The sequence below is a fragment of the Rothia sp. CCM 9417 genome (assembly GCF_048513575.1).
In the GTDB taxonomy this organism is placed as follows: domain Bacteria; phylum Actinomycetota; class Actinomycetes; order Actinomycetales; family Micrococcaceae; genus Rothia.
Genome location: NZ_JBLXXT010000005.1, coordinates 117350 through 138140, shown reverse-complemented (window position 1 = coordinate 138140; position 20791 = coordinate 117350). Strand labels below are relative to the sequence as shown.

The window sequence follows — 20791 nt, the reverse complement described above, 5'->3', positions numbered from 1 at the left end:
GGGACCTTGCTGTTTCTGGCAATACCCTTAACACCAGCCTTAAACAGGTCACCGCTCTTCGGCAACACCCTTAAGGCCAGCCCCGAGCGAGTTGCCAGAGAGCGGTGCCGTCTTCGGTCGGAAATGTCCCTTTAAGGCCAGCTCCGAGCCAGCTGCCGAGGCAAAGGTAGTGCATTTGGCCCGGAGTACCAGCAAAAATCAGGCCAAAAAAAGCCGCCCGCCCCTGTTACCAGGAGCGGGCGGCTTTTGCCTTATAAGACACTAGCTAGGGGCATGAACCTAAACTTCTACGGACGCGTAGTTCACATTCAGGTGACCGCTCATAGAACGATTGGCCTCCCAGTCGCTCCGCAGGACCGACTTGATCACAGCGTCGTGGTAGGTGCCATCAATGAAGAATGCCTGGCGGCGGCGCCCCTCCGGAATAAAACCGCAGGAGGTATAAACGTGGCGGGCACGCTTATTAAAATCCAAAACCTCTAACTCAATCCGGTTAAGGCCCAGCTGCTCAAAACCATAATCCACCATCAGCTTGGTGGCCTCAGTTCCGTAGCCGCGGTTCTGTCCAGCCTTACCAATAGCAATCCGGTAGTTGACCGACCGATTAGCCCGGTCATACTCGTTAAAGACAACCTCACCGATATAGCGATCCAGTTCCGGAGCATAAATAGCTAAATCTAGCCTGTCATGCTGTTCATTCCGGGTGGAGTACCATTCACGGGTCGCATGCTCATCAAAAGCATGGTCTTTAGAGGCACGGGAGTGCGCGGTACCCGTCTTAACCAGCACATCTGGTTCTTGCAGAATGCTGATCATGCTATCAATAGCTGCCTGATCAAAAGGGCGAAGCTCAACTAGCGAACCAACCAAGGTCGGCTTATGAGTAAGAGAAGAAGTCATAGAACCACACCAAGCAATAGAGTCAAATAAACTTTAAGCTCTCCTAGTCTAGCGGGTAAAGAGAAAGTAACAGGGCTGAGCTTGCTCACATTCGGGCGCCCACTCAGCCTCAGTGGCAGGCAGGGAAGCTCTAGGGGACGTTAGAGTAGAGGGGTAGACCCCGCTAAGAGCCAAGGACAAGAACCCCGTGGACAAGACCACCCCCACTGCACCAGAGACCAAGACCCCCCTACCCGTCGGCTACACCCTACGCCCCTGGCGCACCGGCGACGACATGGAAATGCTCCAATACTGGCACGACCCCGAAAACCGCCAGGTCGCAGCCTTCCGCTCATCCTTCTCTCCTGATACAGACGCGCCCTTTAGCCGCACCCTGGTTGCTGAACACCAGGGGGTTCCGGTCGCCGCAGGTACCATCTACGAAACCGACCTGCACCCACAGCGACTCTGGGCCTACCTGGAAGTAGCACCCGACCACCGCCGAACCGGCCTCGGCAACCACCTAATCGCCGCCCTCAAACACGCTGCCCAGGCAGCCCCCAGTGGTATCAGCGCCTTCCGCACCAAGGTAGAGCCGGCTTCTAGCGGCCTAGAATTTGCTCAGGCCCAGGGCTTTGAAGTTATCCAGCGCTCGCGGATGGTCCGCATTGAAGCCGGTACTGTTCCACCGGTGCCCCTGCGCCAAGACGCCTCCGAACGCATGACCCAGACCATCGAAGACCTAGCCACCGGCTCTGTGGAACTGACCCAGCGCTTCTGGGAGTTCTACCGGGGCATTCACGGCTGGGACCAGCCCGCCGACCTGTCCATTGGTCGGGTAAACAGGCTCTTCCTGTCCGATGAAGCTGAAGCGCTCGGCGCGGTCGTGCTGCGTGACGATATTCTGCGCGCTCAAGCCGAGGGTAAAAAAGGTGACATTCTGGCCTTTGCTGTTAGCTACCGGCCCCTGGCTGTTGACGCGGGCCTCATGGAAATCTCCGAGGACGATGCCACCGAAATCACCGTGGGCTACCGGCTGGGCCACCCCCAGGCCCGTGAAGCTATTATGCAGCTACTTTCGGTCATGACCGGCCAGTACGCGGTCTCCCTTGAGGTGGATGACTCGATGGAAGATCTGGCTGTGCTGATTGACCAGCTCATCAAGATGGGCTCCGCAAAGGTCACCAGCCAAACTCTGGTGATTGCGGATGCCTAACCGATGGAGGATGTACGGGTTGAGCGCGTCCTGAGGGTTGCTGAATCTATTCCGCCCGGGCGGGTGGCAACCTACGGGGATGTGGGTGCTGTTGCCGGGGAGTCTCCGCGTGTGGTTGGCAGGGTGATGGCGACCTGGGGGAGTGGGGTGCCCTGGTGGCGCGTGTGTAATGCCCGGGGTGAGATACCCGGTCATACCTCACCTGCTACCGAGCGCTGGCGAGCTGAGGGTACTGCCCTGACCGCTGACGGGCAGGTTGACTTGCGGCAAGCTCGGGTAAGCCTGCCGGAACTGGCTCAATTATCTGCCACTTGGCTGGCTGAACTAGAGGTATGACGTAAGGCCCCGCCCTTTCGCTCTTGGGCCCGGTGAACAACCCCGGGCCCAAGAGCGAAAGAGCGGGGCCTTGCTGTTAGCGTGCGTCTTAGACCCCTATGTCGCGGGCTTTGCGTGATTTTTTGGAATCTTTGGGGAACAGATAGCTGCGGTTTAAAATCAAGGTTAATATCGTCCACCCTATAGCGGTGCTCGGGATATCGCGGAAGAGCAGATAGGTCATGAGTAGCCCCACGAAAGCCGCCCAGAGAGTGAGCCAGGGGTGCCAGCGTATCAGCGATGACCTTTGGTCTAGGTCAAGAAATATCAGCACGTTAGCAACCATGAAGCTAAGAGCCGATATCACGCCTACTATCGGTCTACCTGTTGTTACCCCTACTATGAGACCGAAAATGCACCAGATTAGAGCTGTAATAAGTGCAGGGGCTACGCCCGCTACCGAGCCGCTACCAGGGGAGTTCGGCTGAATCATCATTGAATATCACCAATCCTGTGATCCTGTGGGCTGAGTTAAAGGAGATTTGGCCTACCGGCTCGCCCCGCTGATGGCGTAGCCGGTAGGTCAGGGTATAGCCTAAGGTGGCCTGTTCAATCACGGTTCTTTGGACCTCTATAAAGTCGCCGTTTGCCTCAAGGACCTGCTGCCAGACCTTAGCCAGCTTGCGTTTGGAGAGCTTTCGGGCGGCGGTGTAGGTCATGTGATGGTGGACGTGTTGGTAGTCGCTGTGGGCGAGCGCGGCAAAGACGGCTTCGGCTATCTGTTGCAGTTTTGTCTCGATCTGGGGCAGTGAGCGTGCGTTATAGACCGAGTCGGAGAAGCGTTGGGCGGCGGCCTGTTTGGTCACGCCGATGGCTGAGCCGATGAGCTGCCAGGTGGCACCGCCTGCGCGGGCGGCCTCTACTGCTTGTTCAAGGGCCTGGTTGGCGCGGGTGACCTCGGCCTGGGCTGCGCCTACCGCGAGCATGAGCGGGTCTTTGGAATCCATAAACCCTCCTGGGGAATTGTCAAGAAAGATTGACTTTTCGAAAATTCTAGGGGATACCCAATCTTGTTTCAAGGTTGGGCGGAAGATGGATGGGGTGTTTTCTTGGATAATTCCCAGGAAATAATCATCTTTCGCTAGAGGGAGCGGTCTATCTGAACTTTAGCTCCTGCCGATACCCTCAGTGCGGCCACCAAGAGTTAAAATTTCACCAAGTCAAAAGGATTTTAGAGGCTTGGTTTGCTTGATTGCTTATATTCCATCAATAAATCCATTTATTATATGCAATATTTATTTTCATGTTAAAAAGTAGGCTTATTGCTTGAGTGGGGCCCTCTCTGGGCATATTATTTAAGTAAGTTGTTCAGCCCCCTTATTAATTTTTGAGCCAAGAGCTCAGAGGGGGTGGAGTGAACGGCCTACCCCCTTGGGGTATTTACTAATGAAAGGCATCTAGCCAATGACTACCAATGAAACAATTCAAGCTCTTCGTGACAGCACTGTATATGGCGCTGATGGCGACAAAATCGGTCGCGTAGGTGAGCTATACCTCGACGCTCAAACCCAGGAGCCAACGTTTGTAACTGTCAATACGGGCTTCTTCGGCACTAAGCAGTCATTCGTTCCCGTTGATAGGGCACGTTTCCAGGACGGCGAAATTCACGTTCCCTTTGACAAGGATTTCGTTAAAGACGCGCCTAATGTAGATGAAGATGGCGAGCTGTCACCGGAAGAGGAGCAGCGCCTCTACGAATACTACTCACTGGGCCAGAATGAAGCTCAGGTGACTGGCGCAAGCCATGACGGGCAGGTAGCTGGGCAGAGCCAGGCTCATGCATCCACCTCCGATCACTCCACTCAGCAGGGAGGCGATGTCGTTGCTCACGAGGAGCGTCTGAACGTCTCTAACGCCACCAGCGCAACTCAGACCGGCCAGGTCCGCCTGCGTAAGGTAGTTCACACCGAAAAGGAGACAGTGGAGGTCCCCGTTCGCAAGGAAGAAATCGTTGTTGAGCGTACTAACCTCAAAGACGGTGAAGTTGTAGAGAACTACGACTTTGATTCCGCAGAAGCTAAAGCTGATGTTACTGTAACCGCTCACGAAGAGCGCCCTGTAGTATCAACTGAAACTGTTGCAACTGAGCGTGTCTCCGTTGGTAAGGAAGTACACTCAGAGACCGAACGCGTTTCAGCTGATTTGCGCAAGGAAGAAATCGTCGTAGAGGGCGATAAGTAGACCTCTCTACACCTGATAGTCATACTTCAGGTAGGTTTTGAGGCCCGGTGGCTTGCCACCGGGCCTCTTGCCTGTGTGACCCAAACTTGAACTAGACATAAAAACCTACCTCTATTTTTCGGGAACTACTCCCTTGGGTGAGGTAGAGGGAGATACCATGTGCAAGAATTGGATGGCTATGACTAACCAGACGACTCACCCTACTCAATCTCAGGCTCGCACCAAACAGCTCAAGCTGCCGCCCCTGCAGCTGGGCAAGCACACCATTGACACCCCGGTCGTTCTGGCCCCCATGGCAGGGGTCACTAACAAGGCCTTCCGCAGGCTCTGCCGCGAGTACGGCGGTGGCCTCTACGTCACCGAAATGGTGACCGCCCGCTCCCTGGTGGAGCGTAACCCGGAGTCCCTGCGTATCATCGAGCACGATGGGGACGAGCAGATTCGCTCTATCCAGATTTACGGTGTGGATGCCCTGAACGTGGGTAAGGCGATCCGCCTGGTAGTTGAAGAAGACCGTGCCGATCACATTGACCTGAACTTTGGGTGCCCCGTCCCCAAGGTCACCAAGCTGGGCGGCGGCTCGGCCCTGCCCTGGAAGACTGACCTCTTTACCGCCATCGTGCAGACCGCTGTGCGCGAGGCCTCCCGCAAGGATATTCCCCTGACCATCAAAATGCGTAAGGGCATTGACGAGGACCACCTGACCTACCTGGAATCGGCTAAGATTGCGCGTGACTCCGGGGTCGCCGCGATTGCCCTGCACGGGCGTACCGCCGCCCAGCACTATTCCGGCAAGGCTGACTGGGACTCTATCGCGCGCCTGCGCGAGGCCATTCCCGATGTGCCGATTTTGGGCAACGGTGATATTTTCTCAGCCGAGGACGCGATCGCCATGGTCGAGCAGACCGGCGTGGACGGTATTGTGGTGGGGCGTGGCTGCCAGGGCCGTCCCTGGCTTTTTGGCGACCTGCAGAACGCTTTTGAGGGCTCTGAGGAACGTCACCGCCCGGCTGTGTCTGAGGTAGCCGACATGATTTACCGGCACGCGGAACTACTGGTGGAGACCTTTGGGGACGAGACTCGTGGCCTGCGGGAGATCCGTAAGCACGTGGCCTGGTACTTCCACGGCTACCCGGTGGGCGGGCGTTTGCGCGCCAAGATGTCCACGGTACCTACCCTGGAGGTCTTCCGCGAATACCTGGCCGAGCTGGACCATTCCATTGGTTACCCGGGTGAGGCCGTGGAGGGACCACGCGGGCGCGCGGGCAACCCCAAGAAACCGCACTTGCCGGACGGCTGGCTGGACTCCCGCCTGCTGGGCGACGCAGAACGTTTAGGCTTAGTGGGCGCTGAACTGGACATCAGCGGCGGGTAAACCGGCCTGCCCACAACTGCCACCGCCAAGATGCGGGCTATCTTTCCCTAGGCGGAGCTAACCTTCACTCCTGGAAAGAAACCCCGCACTTGGATGTGCGAAAAGGGGATTGGCACCTGTACTAGTTCATGTCGGGTGGCGGCGGGTCGGTGGGGATCTGGTCCCTCCAAAAATTAACATCCCACATGAGAGAAAGCGATCCAACTATGTGGAAGCTATGGAATAGAGGCCCGCATTTTTCCCCGTAAATGTTGCTGGCGGGGTCAGTGGCAGCGATACGTCGGACAGCAATAACGTTGAGCCCAATAGCACTGAGGATAAGAATAAGACCGAGCCACCACTCATAGAAAGCTGAGCCAGCAGCTACCATAGTGAGGGTGAGGGTAGCCCCGCCTTTGGCTCTGTTGCCAAGAAAGAACTCATGGCTCCCCAGATAGCCTTGCCAACAAGCTATTTGGTAGGTGCGAGATTTAGTACGGATTAGTCTCTCAGAGCGGAATCGCTCAAGATCACCATAGTTAGGTACATATTTCTCTCTTTTCTCCCTCATAGGGCTACCTTACCAAGTTGAACGAGATCCTCGACTGGTAAAGTATGTGGGCCTATGTGAACTACCCTGGAACCATGCTTATTGAACTTACCCGTTTTCGTGTTCTCCCGGGCAAGCGTGCCCTGGTGGATGAGTGGCTGGCCTTTCTGACCTCCAATATGGAGGCTGTGCGCGAGACCCTGGAACCAGAAGAAATGTATGTGGAGACCATCTTCGCTGAGACTATCGACGGGGTGGACTACCTCTACTGGTACTCCATTCAAGGCGAGCAAGGCGCAAGCCGTTCGGTCCGTGACTCCCCGCACTGGCTGGACCAAAAGCACGTCTACTACTGGCGTGAATGTATCGACCCCACCTACGAGCCCCAGCAACTCACCCCGCGCGTCCACATGATGCCCGAACCGGTGCAGGCCTCCATGAAACCTCTCAAACAAGAAAACACCTAGACTCCGCCATTACCACCTGAAAAAACTTCAAACACCTATCCAGGCCCATGATTCCCTCATCACAGAATGGGTTGCCAGCTACAAGCTACCTGTACAACAGGCTCCAGCCAGGATCCTGTGCGAAGACAATCTGTCAAGATCAATCACAGAACTTGAAGAGCTCTGACCTGATGGAGTCTGCCTCAGCTGGTTCGGCGGTCCCGCTAGCAGCGCAGGACCCTGGCCCCACCTGGAGGACGGCACACCCCCTGGCGCATATCGCAATTCAGTGTCTGCTGCAAACCTTCAGGGGTCCTACAAAGAAGGCACCCCTGAAGATTTGCGGCACATATGCTTGGGGGGCGAGGGCTAAGCGGAGACTGGGAACGCCCCAGCGGCTACCGGCTTGCCCCAGCCACTAGACTAGAAGCTATGACCAGCTACACCGTTCGCCCCGAAAGCCTCGCCGATGTGCCGGCCATCGATGCCCTGCTCCAGAGGGTCTTTCCTACAGGCTACCAAGCGCAACTGGTCACCGACTTATGGGGCAACCCCGCCTCATGGGAGCCCGGTATCTCCCTCGTTGCCCACTCTGCCACCGAAGTCAGCCCCGAGCTGGCTGGCTATGTGCTTCTCAGCCGCTGCTGGGTCGGCTCCTGGCCCGCCCTCGCCCTGGCAACTCTGGCCGTTCACCCCAACCACCGGGGCAGGGGAGTAGGCACCACCCTGGTCCACCAGGCCCTCGAACTAGCTGGCAAACTAGCCCAAGAAACCAACGCCCCCACCAGCGTCATTGTGCTGGGCGATCCCGCCTACTACTGCCGCTTCGGGTTTAGACCGGCGGCCCACAGCGGCGTACGCGCCTACATTGACGGCATGACACCCGCCGAGCTGGCCCAGAACCTGCAAGCGCTCAACCTGACACCCGACTACCCGCCGCTGGCCGGGGAAGTCACCTGGCCAGCCGAATACCGCCTTGACCAGGGCGACGACCTCTAACCCGCGCCAACCCACCAGCCAGAAAGCAGGTCATGACACCCACACCCGACCAAGTTCCCACCCCGGAACAAGCACCCACCCCCGGCTACACCAGCGCCGATGCCGCCCGCTGGGTACCCGAACACCACCGCTTTGTCTACCGCTCACCTTTCGAACGCGACCGCGCCCGCGTCCTACACTCCTCAGCCCTGCGCCGCCTGGGGGCAAAGACCCAGGTGGTAGACCCGGACACAGACGACTTTGTGCGTACCCGCCTGACCCACTCCCTAGAGGTCGCCCAAATCGGGCGCGAACTAGGCCGTATGCTGGGCTGTGACCCAGACGTGGTAGACACCGCCTGCCTGTCCCACGACCTGGGCCACCCACCCTTCGGCCACAATGGCGAAACCGCCCTGGACCGTCTAGCCACCGACGCCGGTGGTTTTGAGGGCAACGCCCAAACCCTGCGCCTGCTCACCCGCCTGGAACCCAAAGTTATCCGCCATGACAGTGGCTCAGCCGGGCTCAACCTGACCCGCGCCGCCCTGGACGCTACCTGCAAGTACCCCTGGACCCGCCAGGCCGCACCAGCCCGAACAGACGGCAAACCCAACCGCAAATTTGGGGTTTACACCGATGACCTGCCCGTCTTTGACTGGTTCCGCACCGGTGCCCGCGAAGCCGGTGCCGAACCGACCCAGAAATGTATTGAAGCGCAGGTCATGGACCTCGCAGACGACATCTCCTACTCGGTACACGACGTGGAGGACGCCGTCTTTGGCGGGCACCTGCAACTGCACCAGCTCAAAGAACCCACCGCTCGCCAAACTGTTTTTGAGAAGACCCGCCAATGGTACCTACCGGGTGTGGAGGACTCCACACTGGACCAGGCCCTAAGCCGACTCGAAGCACTGGGCCGCTGGGTGCCCTACATGAGCGGCACCCGCTCGTCGATGGCCACTTTCAAGGCGCTGACCTCCAAATTGATTGGCCGTTTTGCCGCCAGTTCAATGGTGGCTACCCGCCAGCTCTACGGCAACCAACCACTCACCCGCTACCAGGCCCAGCTGGTTGTACCAGAAGAAACCGAGCACGAAATTGCGGTGCTCAAAGGCATTGCCACCGCCTTTGTCATGACCCCGCGTGATGCCGGTGCCCACTCCGAGAATCAGCAGGAGATCCTGGAGTTCCTGGTCCACGCCCTACTCGATAACCCGGACTACCTGGACCCGGTTTTTGCCGCTGACCTGCGTGAGCTTGGCCCCAATGAGGACACCGCCCGCCTGCGCCTGGTCATTGACCAGGTTGCCTGCCTAACCGACCGCTCAGCTGCCGCTCTTTTCAAACGCATCACCGGTAGCCACTGGGCGATCGGGGACAAACCCCTCTGGTAGGTCACCCGCCGGCTTGACCGCTCAACTAAACTTGAACCCGTGGCAGGCTTAATCAGAAAAGAAGATATTGATCAGGTGCGCACCCGCACTGACATCCGCGAAATCATTGAAGGGTACGTGACCCTCAAATCAGCCGGTATCGGCTCCTTTAAGGGTCTGTGCCCCTTCCACGATGAGCGAACCCCCTCCTTCCACGTGCGCCCACAGATGGGCACCTACCACTGCTTCGGGTGCGGTGAATCAGGGGATGTCATTAGCTTCCTCATGGAAATGGACCACACCTCCTTCACCGAAACCGTGGAGAAGCTAGCCGCCCGCATCAACTACGAACTGCACTACGAGCAAGGCAGCGGCATGAGCAGGGAAGAAGTGGGCCGCCGCCAGCGCCTGCTCGATGCCCACAAGATAGCCACCGAGTTCTTCCAGAAGAACCTCTACACACCCGCTGCCGTAGAAGCCCAAAAATTCTTGGGAGGTCGTGGCTTTGACCCCGCCTCCACCCAAAAGTTCGGTGTGGGCTTCGCCCCGCGAGGCTGGGACAACCTACTCAAATACCTCATGAACAAGGGCTTCACCACCGACGAGCTCCGCGCCACCGGCATGTTCTCCGAGGGCCAGCGCGGTCTCTACGACCGTTTCCGGGGCCGGCTAATTTGGCCCATCCGCAACATCACCGGTGAAACCATCGGCTTCGGTGCCCGCCGTCTCTTTGACGATGACCAGGGCCCTAAATACCTCAACACCCCAGAGACCACCCTCTACAAAAAATCCCAGGTGCTCTACGGCCTGGACCTGGCCAAGCGGCCCATCGCCAAGAAGAAGCAGATCGTGGTGGTCGAAGGTTACACCGACGTTATGGCCGCCCACCTGGCCGGGGTCGATACCGCCGTGGCCACCTGCGGCACCGCTTTCGGGACCGACCACATCAAAATTGTGCGTCGCCTGATCTCCGATGACGGCACCGGGGGAGAGGTTATCTTCACCTTTGACGGGGATGCCGCCGGGCAGAAAGCCGCCCTGGCCGCCTTCTCCGAAGACCAGCGCTTCGTCGCCCAAACCTACGTTGCCGTTGCCAAAAACGGTATGGACCCCTGCGACCTGCGCCTTACACGCGGCGACTCCGCCGTGCGGTCCCTAATCGAGTCCCGCCGACCCCTCTTTGAGTTCGCCATTGACGCGACCCTTGCCAACTACGACCTGAGCACCCTCGAAGGCCGTGTGCGCGGTATGCGGGCTATCGCCCCCATCATCGCCGGCATCAAGGACGCGGCCTTGCGCCCGGCCTACGTGCGCCAGGTATCCGGCCAGCTAGGATTAGAGACGGCCGAAGTTCAACGCGCCGTCACCTACGCCATCAACCACCCGCAGGCCAGCGCCAGCCAAAAAGCCGAAGCCGCAGAAGCCCAACGAGCCGCCTCCCGCCAAGAACAAGAAACCGTCAACACCGCAGCGGAACAGGACCCCTACGAGCTACCCGACCTGCGCGACCCCGCCGCCCGCACCGAACGCGAAGCCCTCGAAGTCATCCTGCAATACCCCGAATCCCTCAGCCTGGAACAGTGGCAAGAACTCGCCACCGTCCACTACCGCTACCGCGCCCACAGTGGCATAGCCCAAGGCATTATCGGGGCAGCCGGAACCATGGCACCAGCTGCCGGGCACGCCTGGGTCAACACCGTACGGAGCCAGGCACCCGAACCCGTCCACGCCCTCATCGCAGAACTTACCGTAGCCCCCATACCTGCCCGCACCCCAGAACAGCTCCAGCGCTACAGCCGCGACATCCTCAACCGCCTCTTTGAACAGGAAATCACCCGCCAAAAATCAGACCTCCTCATGCAACTCCAACGGATCAACCCCGAAACTGACGCAGAAACCTTCCGCCAGATCCAACAACAGCTCCTCACTCTGGAACTACGCCGCCGCACCAAAATGCAAGGCCAAGACTAAATGTGACTGAGCTAACCTAATCTCGATTTGCGCAGGCCCCCGACCTCGCGTAAAGTTATTACACGTTGCAGCGACAACAATATCGCACACAACATTCCCCCGTAGCTCAATTGGCAGAGCATTCGACTGTTAATCGAAGGGTTACTGGTTCGAGTCCAGTCGGGGGAGCGGATATCAAGAACCCCACTCACAGGAGTGGGTTTCTTTCTTTAACCAGTAACCATTGCGCAGGCTCTTGTGAGCTCGCGGGCTCGCTCCCGCCTGCTCTATCTGGTTCGAGTCCAGTCGGGGGAGCAGATAAACAGCCCCGCCACTAGGAATAAAACTCAGCAGGCGGGGCTCATTTTTTACACCCAAAAACAAGCTGTGGTGCGTTTTTGGTGCTAATTCAACAAATAGCTACCCCTCACCCAACGGGCCACCCAGATACCCTGTAACATCAAACACACTAGAGGCCCCCACGTAATGCCGCCCTGTCCTAGCCGGCTTCCGACACCCAAGGGCACCTGCTGCGCCCCTTGAACCGTCTATAGCTAGTTAAAAATGTTTCGGAACAAACCCCATTCCCACCAGGAGAGAGGTACTGGAGTGTTCCCTTGCTCCCTTCCCAGCACAATGACCTCGGGTATTTTATAGAAAACATAAACTTCCCAGAGCTTAAAGCAAAAAAGTCAGTCTACTTTTTATTTATCTAGTGAAGGCTGTAACTATCTGCCTGCAAAAGAACAAATTATCGGTAGACTAGGTGTCTGATGTATGTGCCGATCAGGTACGTGATCGTTCGCAAACAAGAGAGGTGTCTTATGACCACTCCTAACGACCTCAACGGCTCCACACGAGCCCAGGGTCTGCGCGCTGGCCTTAATAACGTTAAGGCAAGCGTCACCAATGTGGCTGATGCTGGCAAGGTGCTGACCCGCCTGGCCCCCAAGCAGCTCAAAGATGAAGTCCAAATCGCCAAACTTGAGGTTAAAGAAAAAGGCCTTGCCCTGGGCAAGGGTGCCGCTGTGGCAGTCATTGCGCTGGTCTTTGCCCTCTTCATGGCCATCGCGCTGGTCATTCTGGCCTACGTTGGCCTCACCTCCTTCCTGCCCAACTGGGCTGCGGCGCTAGTGCTGGTGGGTATCTTCCTGCTGATTGCTATCATCGCTGGCCTGGTGGGCTACAAGATGATTAAGGCGCAGCTACCTTTCAAGCCTGAGTCAGCACTCTTTGGTGTTCTCTACGACCTGGGCGTGCTTAAGCAGGGCTCAGATATGACCTCTGCCCGCCTTAAGAGTGAGCAGGCTCAGAAAGCTGAAGCTAAGCAGGCTGAAAAGCAAGCTGAAAAGGAGAAGGAGGCCAATGAGCCTCAGGCTCCAGCGGCTCCTGCCCCCACCAAGGAACAGTTGATCCAGCGCACTAAGCAGCGCCGCGAACACCTTAAGACTTTGCGCGATGACCTTGAAAACTACTCGCGTGAAGTTCAGGCCGGTGCACGCGGTCTGGTGCAGAATGCCAAGTACTCAGTAAAGAGTGCTCCGCTCACTGCCCTGGACGGCGGCAAGAAGCTAGCGGCTAATGCAACCGACCCCGAAATCTTGCAGGCCCGCTGGAAGCCTTTTGCGGCACTGGCTACTGCTGTGGGTGCAATTATGCTCTTCCTGGGTAAGCTCTTCCGTCGCAACAAGTAAGCTACTATAACTGTATCGGTCAAGTAGCAGACAAAGGTTCAGGCCCCGCTGGTGGAATATCCGCCGCGGGGCCTGAACTTTTTCTTTTAGAATCTTCGGTCAAATAGCCTCTTGGTGGCATACTCACCCTGTGCTGGCGTTGAGCTTGTGCATCTGGCCCTAAAACCCGGTAAGGTCATGGTAGGACACAATCCTTATCTAACCTGTTGAAGGGATCCAAAACATGGCTCATCAGCCCCTGACAATCCTTATCGGCGCTGATACCTACCCTCCGGATATCAATGGTGCGGCACAGTTCTCATCCCGCCTGGCTCATGCACTGGCGGAGCGCGGACACACAGTGCACGTCATGGCACCTAAGCAGGAAAAAGGAGTGACCAGTTCGCATACAGCCGACGGCATCACTGAGCATCGACTACGGTCACACAAGGTTGTTACCCACCCCTACATGCGCCTCAACTTCCCCTGGGAAATCTATTCGGAAGCTGACAAAATTATTGGGCAGATTCAGCCCGATGTTATCCATATTCAGTGCCACTACATTATCGGGCGTGTACTTGCACGGTTGGGTCGAAAGCGTGGGATCAGGGTTATCGCAACTAACCATGTCATGCCCGAGAACATCACCCCCTTCCTTCCCTTTAACGAGCGTATTAATGCTCTCTTGGAAAAAGCCTCATGGAAGGATATGCGCCGGGTGCTTAAGCAGGCAGCTGTCGTGACTACACCCACCCAAATCGGGGCAGACGCCATGGAAAACGCCGGTAAGTTCCAGCGACCTGTCCTACCGGTATCAAACGGTATTCAAAGCTCCGACTATGAGTTGGCCCCCGGTGAAACGGTGGGGAAGAACCCCGGAGAGTTGACTATCTTCTTTGCAGGCCGCCTGGCAGTTGAGAAGAACATCGATGTGCTGATTGAAGGTTTCTCAAAACTACCCCAGACCTTGCGGGAGCACACTGTCCTTGAAGTTGCAGGTACCGGTGAAATCCTCAACCAGCTCCAGGACAAGGCTCGTACTTGTGGTGTGAGCGATCGCGTGCGCTTCTTGGGGTATGTCTCTGACGAAGAGCTAAGAGCAGGCTACCTGCGGTGCGATGTTTTCTGTCAGCCAGGCACAGCAGAGCTTCAGTCACTGGTGACTCTCGAGGCCATGAGCGCTTCTAAACCCGTGGTTCTTGCTAACGCCCTAGCCCTGCCTCACCTGGTGGAGCAAGGAAAGAACGGTTTTCTCTTCGAGCCGGGTAACACGGATGAACTGGCAGGTTGCCTTGCCCACATCTTGGAGCTACCCGAACAAGAGCGGCGGGCTATGGGGGAGTATTCGCACCAGATGGTTACCCGTCATGCGGCGGATAAAACCTGGGAAACTTTCGAGTCCCTTTACCGATCCGATGAGCTGTACCGCCAGTTCGTGGAAGGCCGAGGCTAGAATCTGCCGAGGCAATCTATTGCGCCCAAAATGCGCAAGATAGGTGGAGTACCTGCTCTACTGGCTCAATGAGTAGTTTGGTAGGCGCAGTGTTTTTAGGTATTCTTAGAGGCAGTGCCGCTTGCACAAGCTGTACTGTGGGGCCTTAGCTCAGCTGGTTAGAGCAGGGGACTCATAATCCCTTGGTCGCGGGTTCAAGCCCCGCAGGCCCTACTCACGAACCCTTTGTCTCACCTGCTGTGGGGCAAGGGGTTTCTCTTTTTCGGTGGCTTTTCATGATGGTTGTTTTTGGTTTTCTTCCTCTTGGGCTCTTATGGACTCCGCTCTTTCGCGTTGCCATTTTGGGGTCAAATAGAAGTAGTGGTAGAGAAGAAAGAGGGCGAAGAGCAGGTTGAAAATGAGGATGGCAGCAATTGCAGTAGCTAGGATTTTCAGCATCTATACCTCCTCTATGGGCATCCTTTTGTTGGCTAGCTAGCACGATCTGGTGAGAGCTTCAGCATAGAATGAGGTGTGTATCACTTATAGCGTATGACTTGCGGTAGTTCCTTTTCGCAGGTTTCTTGTTTGGAGCTTGTCCAATCAATCACCTAAAATTGAACAGTGTTCAAAAAAACATATGCTCCAGCAAAGTCGCTGATTGAACGTGATCGTGGCCTCCTCTGGCACCCCTATGCTCCCTTGGAATCACGCCCCCTATATGCCGTAACAGAAGCGCAGGGGAGTGTCATTACGCTACAAAGCGCTCAAGGAGTCACCTATTCCGCACTCGATGCGATGAGTTCCTGGTGGTGCCAGGTCCACGGCTACCGCAACCCTGCCCTTGATCGGGCGCTGGCTGAACAGGCAACCCGTTTTTCTCATGTGATGTTTGGTGGGCTGACCCATCAGCCTGCTATTGAGCTAGCTGAGCGGCTGGTTGCACTGAGCCCCGAGGGGCTCAACCACGTCTTTCTGGCTGATTCAGGTTCCATCTCTGTGGAGGTTGCTCTCAAACTGGCTGTCCAGTACCAGAGCGCTCTGGGTAAGCCTGAGCGTCGCCGTTTTATTGCTCTGGAGGGCGGTTATCACGGTGACACCATCGGTGCCATGGGAGTCAGCGACCCCGCTGGGAGTATGCACCGCGATTTTTCCCACCTGGTTACTTCTCAGTTCTTTGTGCCCCGCCCACCTGCCGCCCGTTACCTGCCCCAGAGTGATTCCTGGGAATGCGATGAGACCGAGCAAATGCAGTGGGAAGAAACAGTGAGTAGCCTGGTAGGTCGCTACGCACAAGAGTCTGCTGCCCTGGTTCTTGAGCCTGTGGTTCAGGGAGCTGGCGGCATGTTCTTCTACCACCCCAGGTGCCTCAATCATCTGCGTGCCCTAGCTGATGAGCATGGTCTTCTGCTGATTTTTGACGAAATTGCGACCGGTTTTGGGCGAACGGGGCGGTTGTTTGCTGCTGAGTGGGCTGGGGTGACTCCCGATGTGATGACGGTGGGCAAGGCCTTGACCGGCGGGTATCTAACGCAGGCGGCAACTCTGGTGACTAGTCCTGTGGCCGATGTGATCAGCAATTCTGTGCATAAGGCACTGATGCACGGGCCAACCTTTATGGGCAACCCACTGGCGAGCGCGGTTTCCTGCGCTTCCCTTGACTTGCTGACGGGTACCCTGCCCGCCGCGGAGGGATACCCTAGCTCCCTGTGGTCGGATAAAGTTCCCATCATTGGTGAGCATCTGCATAAGGGCCTTGCCCCTGCCCGTGAGCTTGAGATTGTTCAGGAGGTGCGTGTGCTGGGTGCTATCGGTGTGGTGGAGCTGGTGCAGGAGGTTGATATCCCTGCTGTAACCGAGTGTGCCTTAGACGCCGGCGTGTGGGTACGCCCCTTCCGTAAGACGGTCTATACCATGCCGACCTATATTAGCAGCCCGCACGATGTGGAGCGTATTGGTGCGGGTATCTGTAGTGCCCTTGAGAGGGTGTACGGCTGATGGCAACCGGTTACCGGCGTCTTGTGGAACAGGCACAGAGGGTATGGCTGGCGCGTGGGCTGGAACGTCAGGCTGCCGTCTTGGGGCCGGTCGCCTGTGACTTGGCAACTAACGACTATCTGGGTTTGCGCTATCACCCCCGGCTGATCCAAGCGGGGCATCGGGCGCTGTCAGATTACGGAGCTTCTGCCAGTAGCTCGCGGGTGGTAAGCGGTACTCTGCCGGTGCACCGTGAACTAGAAGAGGCCTTGGCTGACCTGCTTGGGGCAGAAGCAGCCCTGGTCTTTGCAAGCGGTTACGCTGCTAACCTGGGGCTTCTGGCTGCGCTGAGCAGACCCAACACCCTGCTGGTGATGGATGAGCACGTTCATGCTTCCCTGCACGATGCCGCTCGTTTGGGGCAGGGGCAGGTGAGGTTTTTTGAACACAACAACCTGGTCCAGGCTGAGCAGATTTTAGCAGCTAGTTCTCATGCCGTGAAGCTGCTGGTGGTTGAGGGTATCTATTCGGTGCTGGGGGATAGCGCCGATCTAGTGGCCTGTTCTGAACTGGCGCTGCGCTACGATGCCTTGCTGGTGGTTGATGAGGCCCACTCAATAGGGGTACGCGGCGCTGGCCGGGGGCTGGTGGCTGAGTTCGGTCTTGCCGGGTCTGAACATATCGCGGTGACCCTCTCCTTCGGTAAGGCCCTTGCCTCCCAGGGCGGGGCAGTGCTTGCAAATGCGGGGATTCGAGATTACCTGGTAAATAGCGCTCGCTCCTTTATCTTTGATACTGCTCTCTCCCCGGTGAACGCTGCAACAGCCTTGGAGAGTATCCGCCTTATCCGTGAAGAGGGCCAGCCTTTAAGTGCCGAGGTGCTGGTCTGCGCACAGCTCATCAGCGGCCAGCTGGGGCTGGAACCAGCTGCTGGTGCTGTGCAGTCTCTACCTATCAGGCAGGGGTCGGGGTGCGCCCGTCAGATACAGGAGCGTCTTGCTTCACGCGGTCTGGCAGTAGGCTGTTTTCGTCCACCTGCTGTGCCCGATGGCATAGCTCGTCTGAGACTGACTGCCCAGGCAGGCCTCGATTCTCAAGTCTTGCAGAGAGCACTTGACCTAGTAGGAGAGGAAGTGGCCCTTTGAGCGCGCCACTAGAGCACTCCCAGTATGAGTCCTTTGTCTGGGATATGAGTCTGCCAACCAATGGGCAAAAATTGGTCAGCAGGGCTGAACTTTCGCAGGGATACTGGCCTGTTCCGGGGGAGAACCCTTACCTGCTGGTGGATGGTTCTGAGGCTCTTCGGCAGGTTATGGGCGACACCGAAACTTTTGCCCCCGATAAGGCACTCACCGCTGTTACTCCTTTGGAGCCGGCCTCCTTACGGATCCTGCTGTCCTATGGGTTCTCTCTGCCGGAGGTCTTAGCCAGCGCAAAGGGAGAGCTTCACCGTTCGGTGCGTCAGCTGGTGGCTTCTTTTTTCACGCCCCAGAAGGTACGCGCCCAGGAGGAAGGGGTGCGGGCCCGGATGAAAGAGGCGCTCGCTGAGCGGGCACCGGGTAGGGGGCAGCTGGCGGTTTTTCACCTGCTCCCAGTGGCTCTGATGCAGGAAATCACCGGTGTACCCAGCCAGGACTACCTCGCCCAGGGACTCGATGAAGCTGAACTTGCTCGTTATTCCCTGGACTCACTCGAACTCTTCTGGGGTTGGGTAGAACCTGAACGCCAGCAGGAACTGGCCCACCGGGCAGGGCAGTTCCACCGCAAGCTCTCAGCTCTGGTTGCTGGGTGTGCTGAGCGGCCAGAAACCCTTTTCGGTGCGCTTGCCAACCAGAAGATTGAGAGCGCGCGGATTGTCTCGCTGGCCTACTTCTTAGCCATAGCAGGCCAGTACACCACCTGCCTGCTCATGAACTCAATCCTCCACGCCGGCGTCACTCAGCAGTGGGGCATTACCCTGGGGCAGTGCACCGACTTTTCTCGGGCTCAAGAGCTGGTGCGTGCGGTGCTCCAGGCGGAATCTTCTGTGCCGACCTGGCGACGGGTAGCTACCGCCGACAGTTCCATCGGAGGGTGCCCTGTCCATGCGGGGCAGGAGGTCCTGCTAGAGGTTAGCGGCCAGCAGAGTGATGACTACCGCCTGGCCTTCGGCTGGGGTGCCCACCGTTGCCTGGGTGCCCTCTTAGCCGAGTCAGAATCTACCTGGATGCTTCATGAGCTGGCTTGCTGGCTTGAGCACGAAAAGCTGAGCCTGCACCTGGCTGAGGAACCCCGCTGGCTTGATCTGCTGTCCTACCGCGCTCCGCTGGAGCTGAAATTTGAGGTGAGAAATGAGTTCTAGTGCCGTGATTTACCATATCGTCGGTACGGATACCGATGTGGGCAAGACCCTGGCAACCGCCTGCCTAGCATCTGCCCTGGAACAGGCCGGCAAACGGGTCGCTATCTACAAGCCAGCCCAAACGGGTGTTGAACCGGGCCAGCCCGGTGACGCTGATTTTGCCGCCTACCTGTCGGGGGCAAGGGCCTTTGAGGGAAGCAGAGCAAGCCGCCCTCTGGCCCCGGTAGCCGCCGCCAGGCTTGACGGTTTTACCCTACCGAGCCTGCAGAAACATGCTGAACGTATCGGCCTTCTCTCAGCCGACTATGATGCTGTTATTGTCGAAGGATCGGGCGGTGTCACTGTGGATATGGCTGAGGGGGAGCCCGGATCCACCTACAGGCCCTACAACCATGCCCACTTGATTGAGCTTCTTACCCAGGCCGGGCACAGAGCAAAAACTTTCCTGGTTGCTCGAAGCGGGCTGGGAACCCTTAATCACTGCCAGCTCACCGTTTCGTACCTGAGTCAGCTCAATCTTCCGGTGGAGGGCCTTATCATTGGCTCCTGGCCTGCCCAACCTAGCTACATCGAAGAGAGTAATGTGTGTGCCTTGACCGAGATGGGCTATCGTGTCCTTGCTCGGATACCGGCTGGGTTGGGGCGGGGCTTTAGCGCCGGTGAAAGCCATGATCTGCTGTGGCCTGATGCGGCCCTGGAAGATTTCAGGGTGACGGCTCAGCAGCTCTTCGGTGCCCTGGTTGCCTAGGTGGGCCAGATGAGTTTTGGGTGAGCGTAGGAGGTCTAGAGGTCGCTATAGCTGAAGGAAGGCTTTAGTGGCCAAATACACATAATTTTATTTGCTTAATTCTCAATATCCCTATAGGTTGTATGGAGAATACAAATAAGTATCAACATTTTTTCTATTGCTTAATGCCAGGGCAAACTGAAATTCTTTACTGTCCCCTTAATTTTAGGAACTTTCTATGTCCCCTGACAAGCAGCTCGCTGAGAAGACCGCTGTGGTCTCGCCAGCCTCATCCCACCGTTTTTCAAGCCTAATTCGCAATGAGGCAGGAGAAAACCTTTCCTGGCCCAGCATCTTTGCCGGTGTTATCACCTTCATTGCACTTAGTGTTCTCTTTTCCCTCGTTGGCGTTGCTATCGGCTTAGGCGGGGTGGACTTCACCTCAGATAATCCCACGCAGGGTGTAGGCACTGGCCTACTGGTGTGGTCCATTTTCTCACTGATTCTTTCTCTGGCCGCAGCAGGTTTTATTTCCGGCCTGACGGCAAGCCGCGCTGGTTTAATCCACGGCTTCCTGACCTGGGCACTTGGTCTGATCGTTGCCCTGGTCATGATTTCCACCTCCGTTACTAGCGCCTTTAACACCCTCGGCAGTGTCGTTGGGTCCGTAGGATCAGGCGTTGCCAGCGCTAGTGGCTCAGCTGCTGACCTGCTCGGGGATGCCGTTGATCTTCCTAGCGGAGATGAACTGGCTGTCAAGGCATCCGGTCTGAGCGATGATGTCGTTACGGCACTCAAAAAGACCCAGATCGAAGAGCTCCAGCCTGACTACCTCAACAACCAGCTCCAGGAATCACTGACCGACCTTCAGAACGCCGGTAAGCGCGTAATCGTCGACGGCGAAGACCTGGGCACTGTTACCGACGACCTGGGTAAGAAGATTACCGACCGTGCTTCTAAAATTTCAGATGGTATCGACAAGGACGAGATCGTTGCTGAGCTTAGCCGCAACACCGATCTGACCCCCGCAGAAGCTCAGTCAGCAGCTGACAACATCGAAAAGTCCTTCAAAGAAGCCAGCACTAAAACTGAGCAGGCTCTTAAGGACATTTCAGATCAGCTGGATTCTGCTGTAGAGAAGAGCGCTCAGATTGCTGAGGACGCTAGCAACCAGGCAGCTAAGTACTCCCTGTGGGCCTTTGTGGGTCTGCTCCTTGCAGCTTGCATCACCTCCTTTACCGGTCGCTTAGGCGCTCGTATGGCTAGCTCAACTGCAATGCAGAGGAACTAGACTATAGGCCTGCGGTGCTCTAGCTATTGAGCCACCTTAGCCTTACTC

17 protein-coding genes and 2 tRNA genes are annotated in these 20791 nt (G+C 57.1%); 17 read left to right on the top strand and 2 right to left on the bottom strand.

What is annotated here, in order from left to right:
- Positions 1-279: 279 nt before the first annotated feature.
- Positions 280-900 (bottom strand): GNAT family N-acetyltransferase, encoded by a 621-nt coding sequence (locus tag ACN082_RS07500; protein WP_419100236.1) that lies wholly within the window; start codon positions 898-900, stop codon positions 280-282.
- Between the two features lie 187 nt (positions 901-1087).
- Between ACN082_RS07500 and ACN082_RS07495 the strand changes: the two genes are divergently transcribed.
- Both ACN082_RS07495 and ACN082_RS07490 read left to right on the top strand, forming a co-directional pair.
- The gene (locus tag ACN082_RS07495) at positions 1088-2095 is read left to right on the top strand and encodes a GNAT family N-acetyltransferase (protein WP_419100235.1); all 1008 of its coding nucleotides are present in this window, start codon (positions 1088-1090) and stop codon (positions 2093-2095) included.
- A 3-nt stretch (positions 2096-2098) separates the two neighbouring features.
- Positions 2099-2431, top strand: coding sequence for an MGMT family protein (locus tag ACN082_RS07490; RefSeq protein WP_419100234.1), 333 nt, complete (start codon positions 2099-2101; stop codon positions 2429-2431).
- Between the two features lie 446 nt (positions 2432-2877).
- Here the strand turns inward: ACN082_RS07490 and ACN082_RS07485 are convergent, their stop codons facing one another.
- Positions 2878-3417: a hypothetical protein gene (locus ACN082_RS07485; RefSeq protein ID WP_419100233.1), complete on the bottom strand. Its 540-nt coding sequence runs from the start codon at positions 3415-3417 to the stop codon at positions 2878-2880.
- 457 nt (positions 3418-3874) lie between these two features.
- Here ACN082_RS07485 and ACN082_RS07480 point away from each other — a divergent pair, with 457 nt between their 5' ends.
- The 15 genes from ACN082_RS07480 to ACN082_RS07410 all read left to right on the top strand — a co-directional run bounded on the left by ACN082_RS07480 (position 3875) and on the right by ACN082_RS07410 (position 20743).
- Complete coding sequence (locus tag ACN082_RS07480) at positions 3875-4651, top strand: PRC and DUF2382 domain-containing protein (protein ID WP_419100232.1); 777 nt, start codon at positions 3875-3877, stop codon at positions 4649-4651.
- A 178-nt stretch (positions 4652-4829) separates the two neighbouring features.
- Positions 4830-6026 carry a tRNA dihydrouridine synthase DusB gene (gene dusB / locus ACN082_RS07475; protein ID WP_419100231.1) on the top strand — a complete coding sequence of 399 codons (1197 nt, stop codon included), beginning with the start codon at positions 4830-4832 and terminating at the stop codon, positions 6024-6026.
- 624 nt (positions 6027-6650) lie between these two features.
- Complete coding sequence (locus ACN082_RS07470) at positions 6651-7022, top strand: DUF6176 family protein (RefSeq protein WP_419100230.1); 372 nt, start codon at positions 6651-6653, stop codon at positions 7020-7022.
- A 411-nt stretch (positions 7023-7433) separates the two neighbouring features.
- Entirely contained in the window at positions 7434-8000 is a 567-nt protein-coding gene (locus ACN082_RS07465; protein WP_419100229.1) for a GNAT family N-acetyltransferase, read from the top strand.
- Between the two features lie 32 nt (positions 8001-8032).
- On the top strand, positions 8033-9373 hold the full coding sequence (locus ACN082_RS07460; RefSeq protein ID WP_419100228.1) for a deoxyguanosinetriphosphate triphosphohydrolase: 1341 nt from the start codon (positions 8033-8035) through the stop codon (positions 9371-9373).
- Positions 9374-9412: 39 nt separating this feature from the next.
- Positions 9413-11323: a DNA primase gene (gene dnaG / locus ACN082_RS07455; RefSeq protein ID WP_419100227.1), complete on the top strand. Its 1911-nt coding sequence runs from the start codon at positions 9413-9415 to the stop codon at positions 11321-11323.
- A 95-nt stretch (positions 11324-11418) separates the two neighbouring features.
- Positions 11419-11491: transfer RNA gene (locus ACN082_RS07450), tRNA-Asn, on the top strand.
- 635 nt (positions 11492-12126) lie between these two features.
- The gene (locus ACN082_RS07445) at positions 12127-12996 is read left to right on the top strand and encodes a phage holin family protein (RefSeq protein WP_419100226.1); all 870 of its coding nucleotides are present in this window, start codon (positions 12127-12129) and stop codon (positions 12994-12996) included.
- Positions 12997-13219: 223 nt separating this feature from the next.
- On the top strand, positions 13220-14428 hold the full coding sequence (locus ACN082_RS07440; protein ID WP_419100225.1) for a glycosyltransferase: 1209 nt from the start codon (positions 13220-13222) through the stop codon (positions 14426-14428).
- 139 nt (positions 14429-14567) lie between these two features.
- A tRNA-Ile gene (locus tag ACN082_RS07435) sits at positions 14568-14641 on the top strand.
- A 390-nt stretch (positions 14642-15031) separates the two neighbouring features.
- On the top strand, positions 15032-16405 hold the full coding sequence (gene bioA / locus ACN082_RS07430) for an adenosylmethionine--8-amino-7-oxononanoate transaminase (RefSeq protein ID WP_419100224.1): 1374 nt from the start codon (positions 15032-15034) through the stop codon (positions 16403-16405).
- Complete coding sequence (locus tag ACN082_RS07425) at positions 16405-17529, top strand: aminotransferase class I/II-fold pyridoxal phosphate-dependent enzyme (RefSeq protein WP_419100223.1); 1125 nt, start codon at positions 16405-16407, stop codon at positions 17527-17529. Before bioA ends, ACN082_RS07425 begins: the two co-directional genes overlap by 1 nt.
- A complete protein-coding gene (locus ACN082_RS07420) occupies positions 17526-18725 on the top strand; it encodes a cytochrome P450 (RefSeq protein WP_419100222.1) in 1200 nt (399 codons plus the stop codon). Before ACN082_RS07425 ends, ACN082_RS07420 begins: the two co-directional genes overlap by 4 nt.
- Positions 18715-19473 carry a dethiobiotin synthase gene (gene bioD / locus ACN082_RS07415; RefSeq protein WP_419100221.1) on the top strand — a complete coding sequence of 253 codons (759 nt, stop codon included), beginning with the start codon at positions 18715-18717 and terminating at the stop codon, positions 19471-19473. Before ACN082_RS07420 ends, bioD begins: the two co-directional genes overlap by 11 nt.
- Before the next feature lie 217 nt (positions 19474-19690).
- Positions 19691-20743, top strand: coding sequence for a hypothetical protein (locus tag ACN082_RS07410; RefSeq protein ID WP_419100220.1), 1053 nt, complete (start codon positions 19691-19693; stop codon positions 20741-20743).
- Positions 20744-20791 lie beyond the last annotated feature (48 nt).

Excerpts from the sequence above, each read along its gene's own strand:
- ACN082_RS07440 (WP_419100225.1), top strand. The coding sequence starts at position 13,220 with ATGGCTCATCAGCCCCTGACAATCCTTATCGGCGCTGATACCTACCCT.
- ACN082_RS07425 (WP_419100223.1), top strand. The coding sequence starts at position 16,405 with ATGGCAACCGGTTACCGGCGTCTTGTGGAACAGGCACAGAGGGTATGG.
- ACN082_RS07410 (WP_419100220.1), top strand. The coding sequence starts at position 19,691 with ATGTCCCCTGACAAGCAGCTCGCTGAGAAGACCGCTGTGGTCTCGCCA.
- ACN082_RS07500 (WP_419100236.1), bottom strand. The coding sequence starts at position 900 with ATGACTTCTTCTCTTACTCATAAGCCGACCTTGGTTGGTTCGCTAGTT.
- dusB (WP_419100231.1), top strand. The coding sequence starts at position 4,830 with ATGACTAACCAGACGACTCACCCTACTCAATCTCAGGCTCGCACCAAA.
- ACN082_RS07465 (WP_419100229.1), top strand. The coding sequence starts at position 7,434 with ATGACCAGCTACACCGTTCGCCCCGAAAGCCTCGCCGATGTGCCGGCC.
- ACN082_RS07490 (WP_419100234.1), top strand. The coding sequence starts at position 2,099 with ATGGAGGATGTACGGGTTGAGCGCGTCCTGAGGGTTGCTGAATCTATT.
- ACN082_RS07460 (WP_419100228.1), top strand. The coding sequence starts at position 8,033 with ATGACACCCACACCCGACCAAGTTCCCACCCCGGAACAAGCACCCACC.
- bioD (WP_419100221.1), top strand. The coding sequence starts at position 18,715 with ATGAGTTCTAGTGCCGTGATTTACCATATCGTCGGTACGGATACCGAT.
- ACN082_RS07485 (WP_419100233.1), bottom strand. The coding sequence starts at position 3,417 with ATGGATTCCAAAGACCCGCTCATGCTCGCGGTAGGCGCAGCCCAGGCC.
- ACN082_RS07445 (WP_419100226.1), top strand. The coding sequence starts at position 12,127 with ATGACCACTCCTAACGACCTCAACGGCTCCACACGAGCCCAGGGTCTG.
- ACN082_RS07470 (WP_419100230.1), top strand. The coding sequence starts at position 6,651 with ATGCTTATTGAACTTACCCGTTTTCGTGTTCTCCCGGGCAAGCGTGCC.
- ACN082_RS07480 (WP_419100232.1), top strand. The coding sequence starts at position 3,875 with ATGACTACCAATGAAACAATTCAAGCTCTTCGTGACAGCACTGTATAT.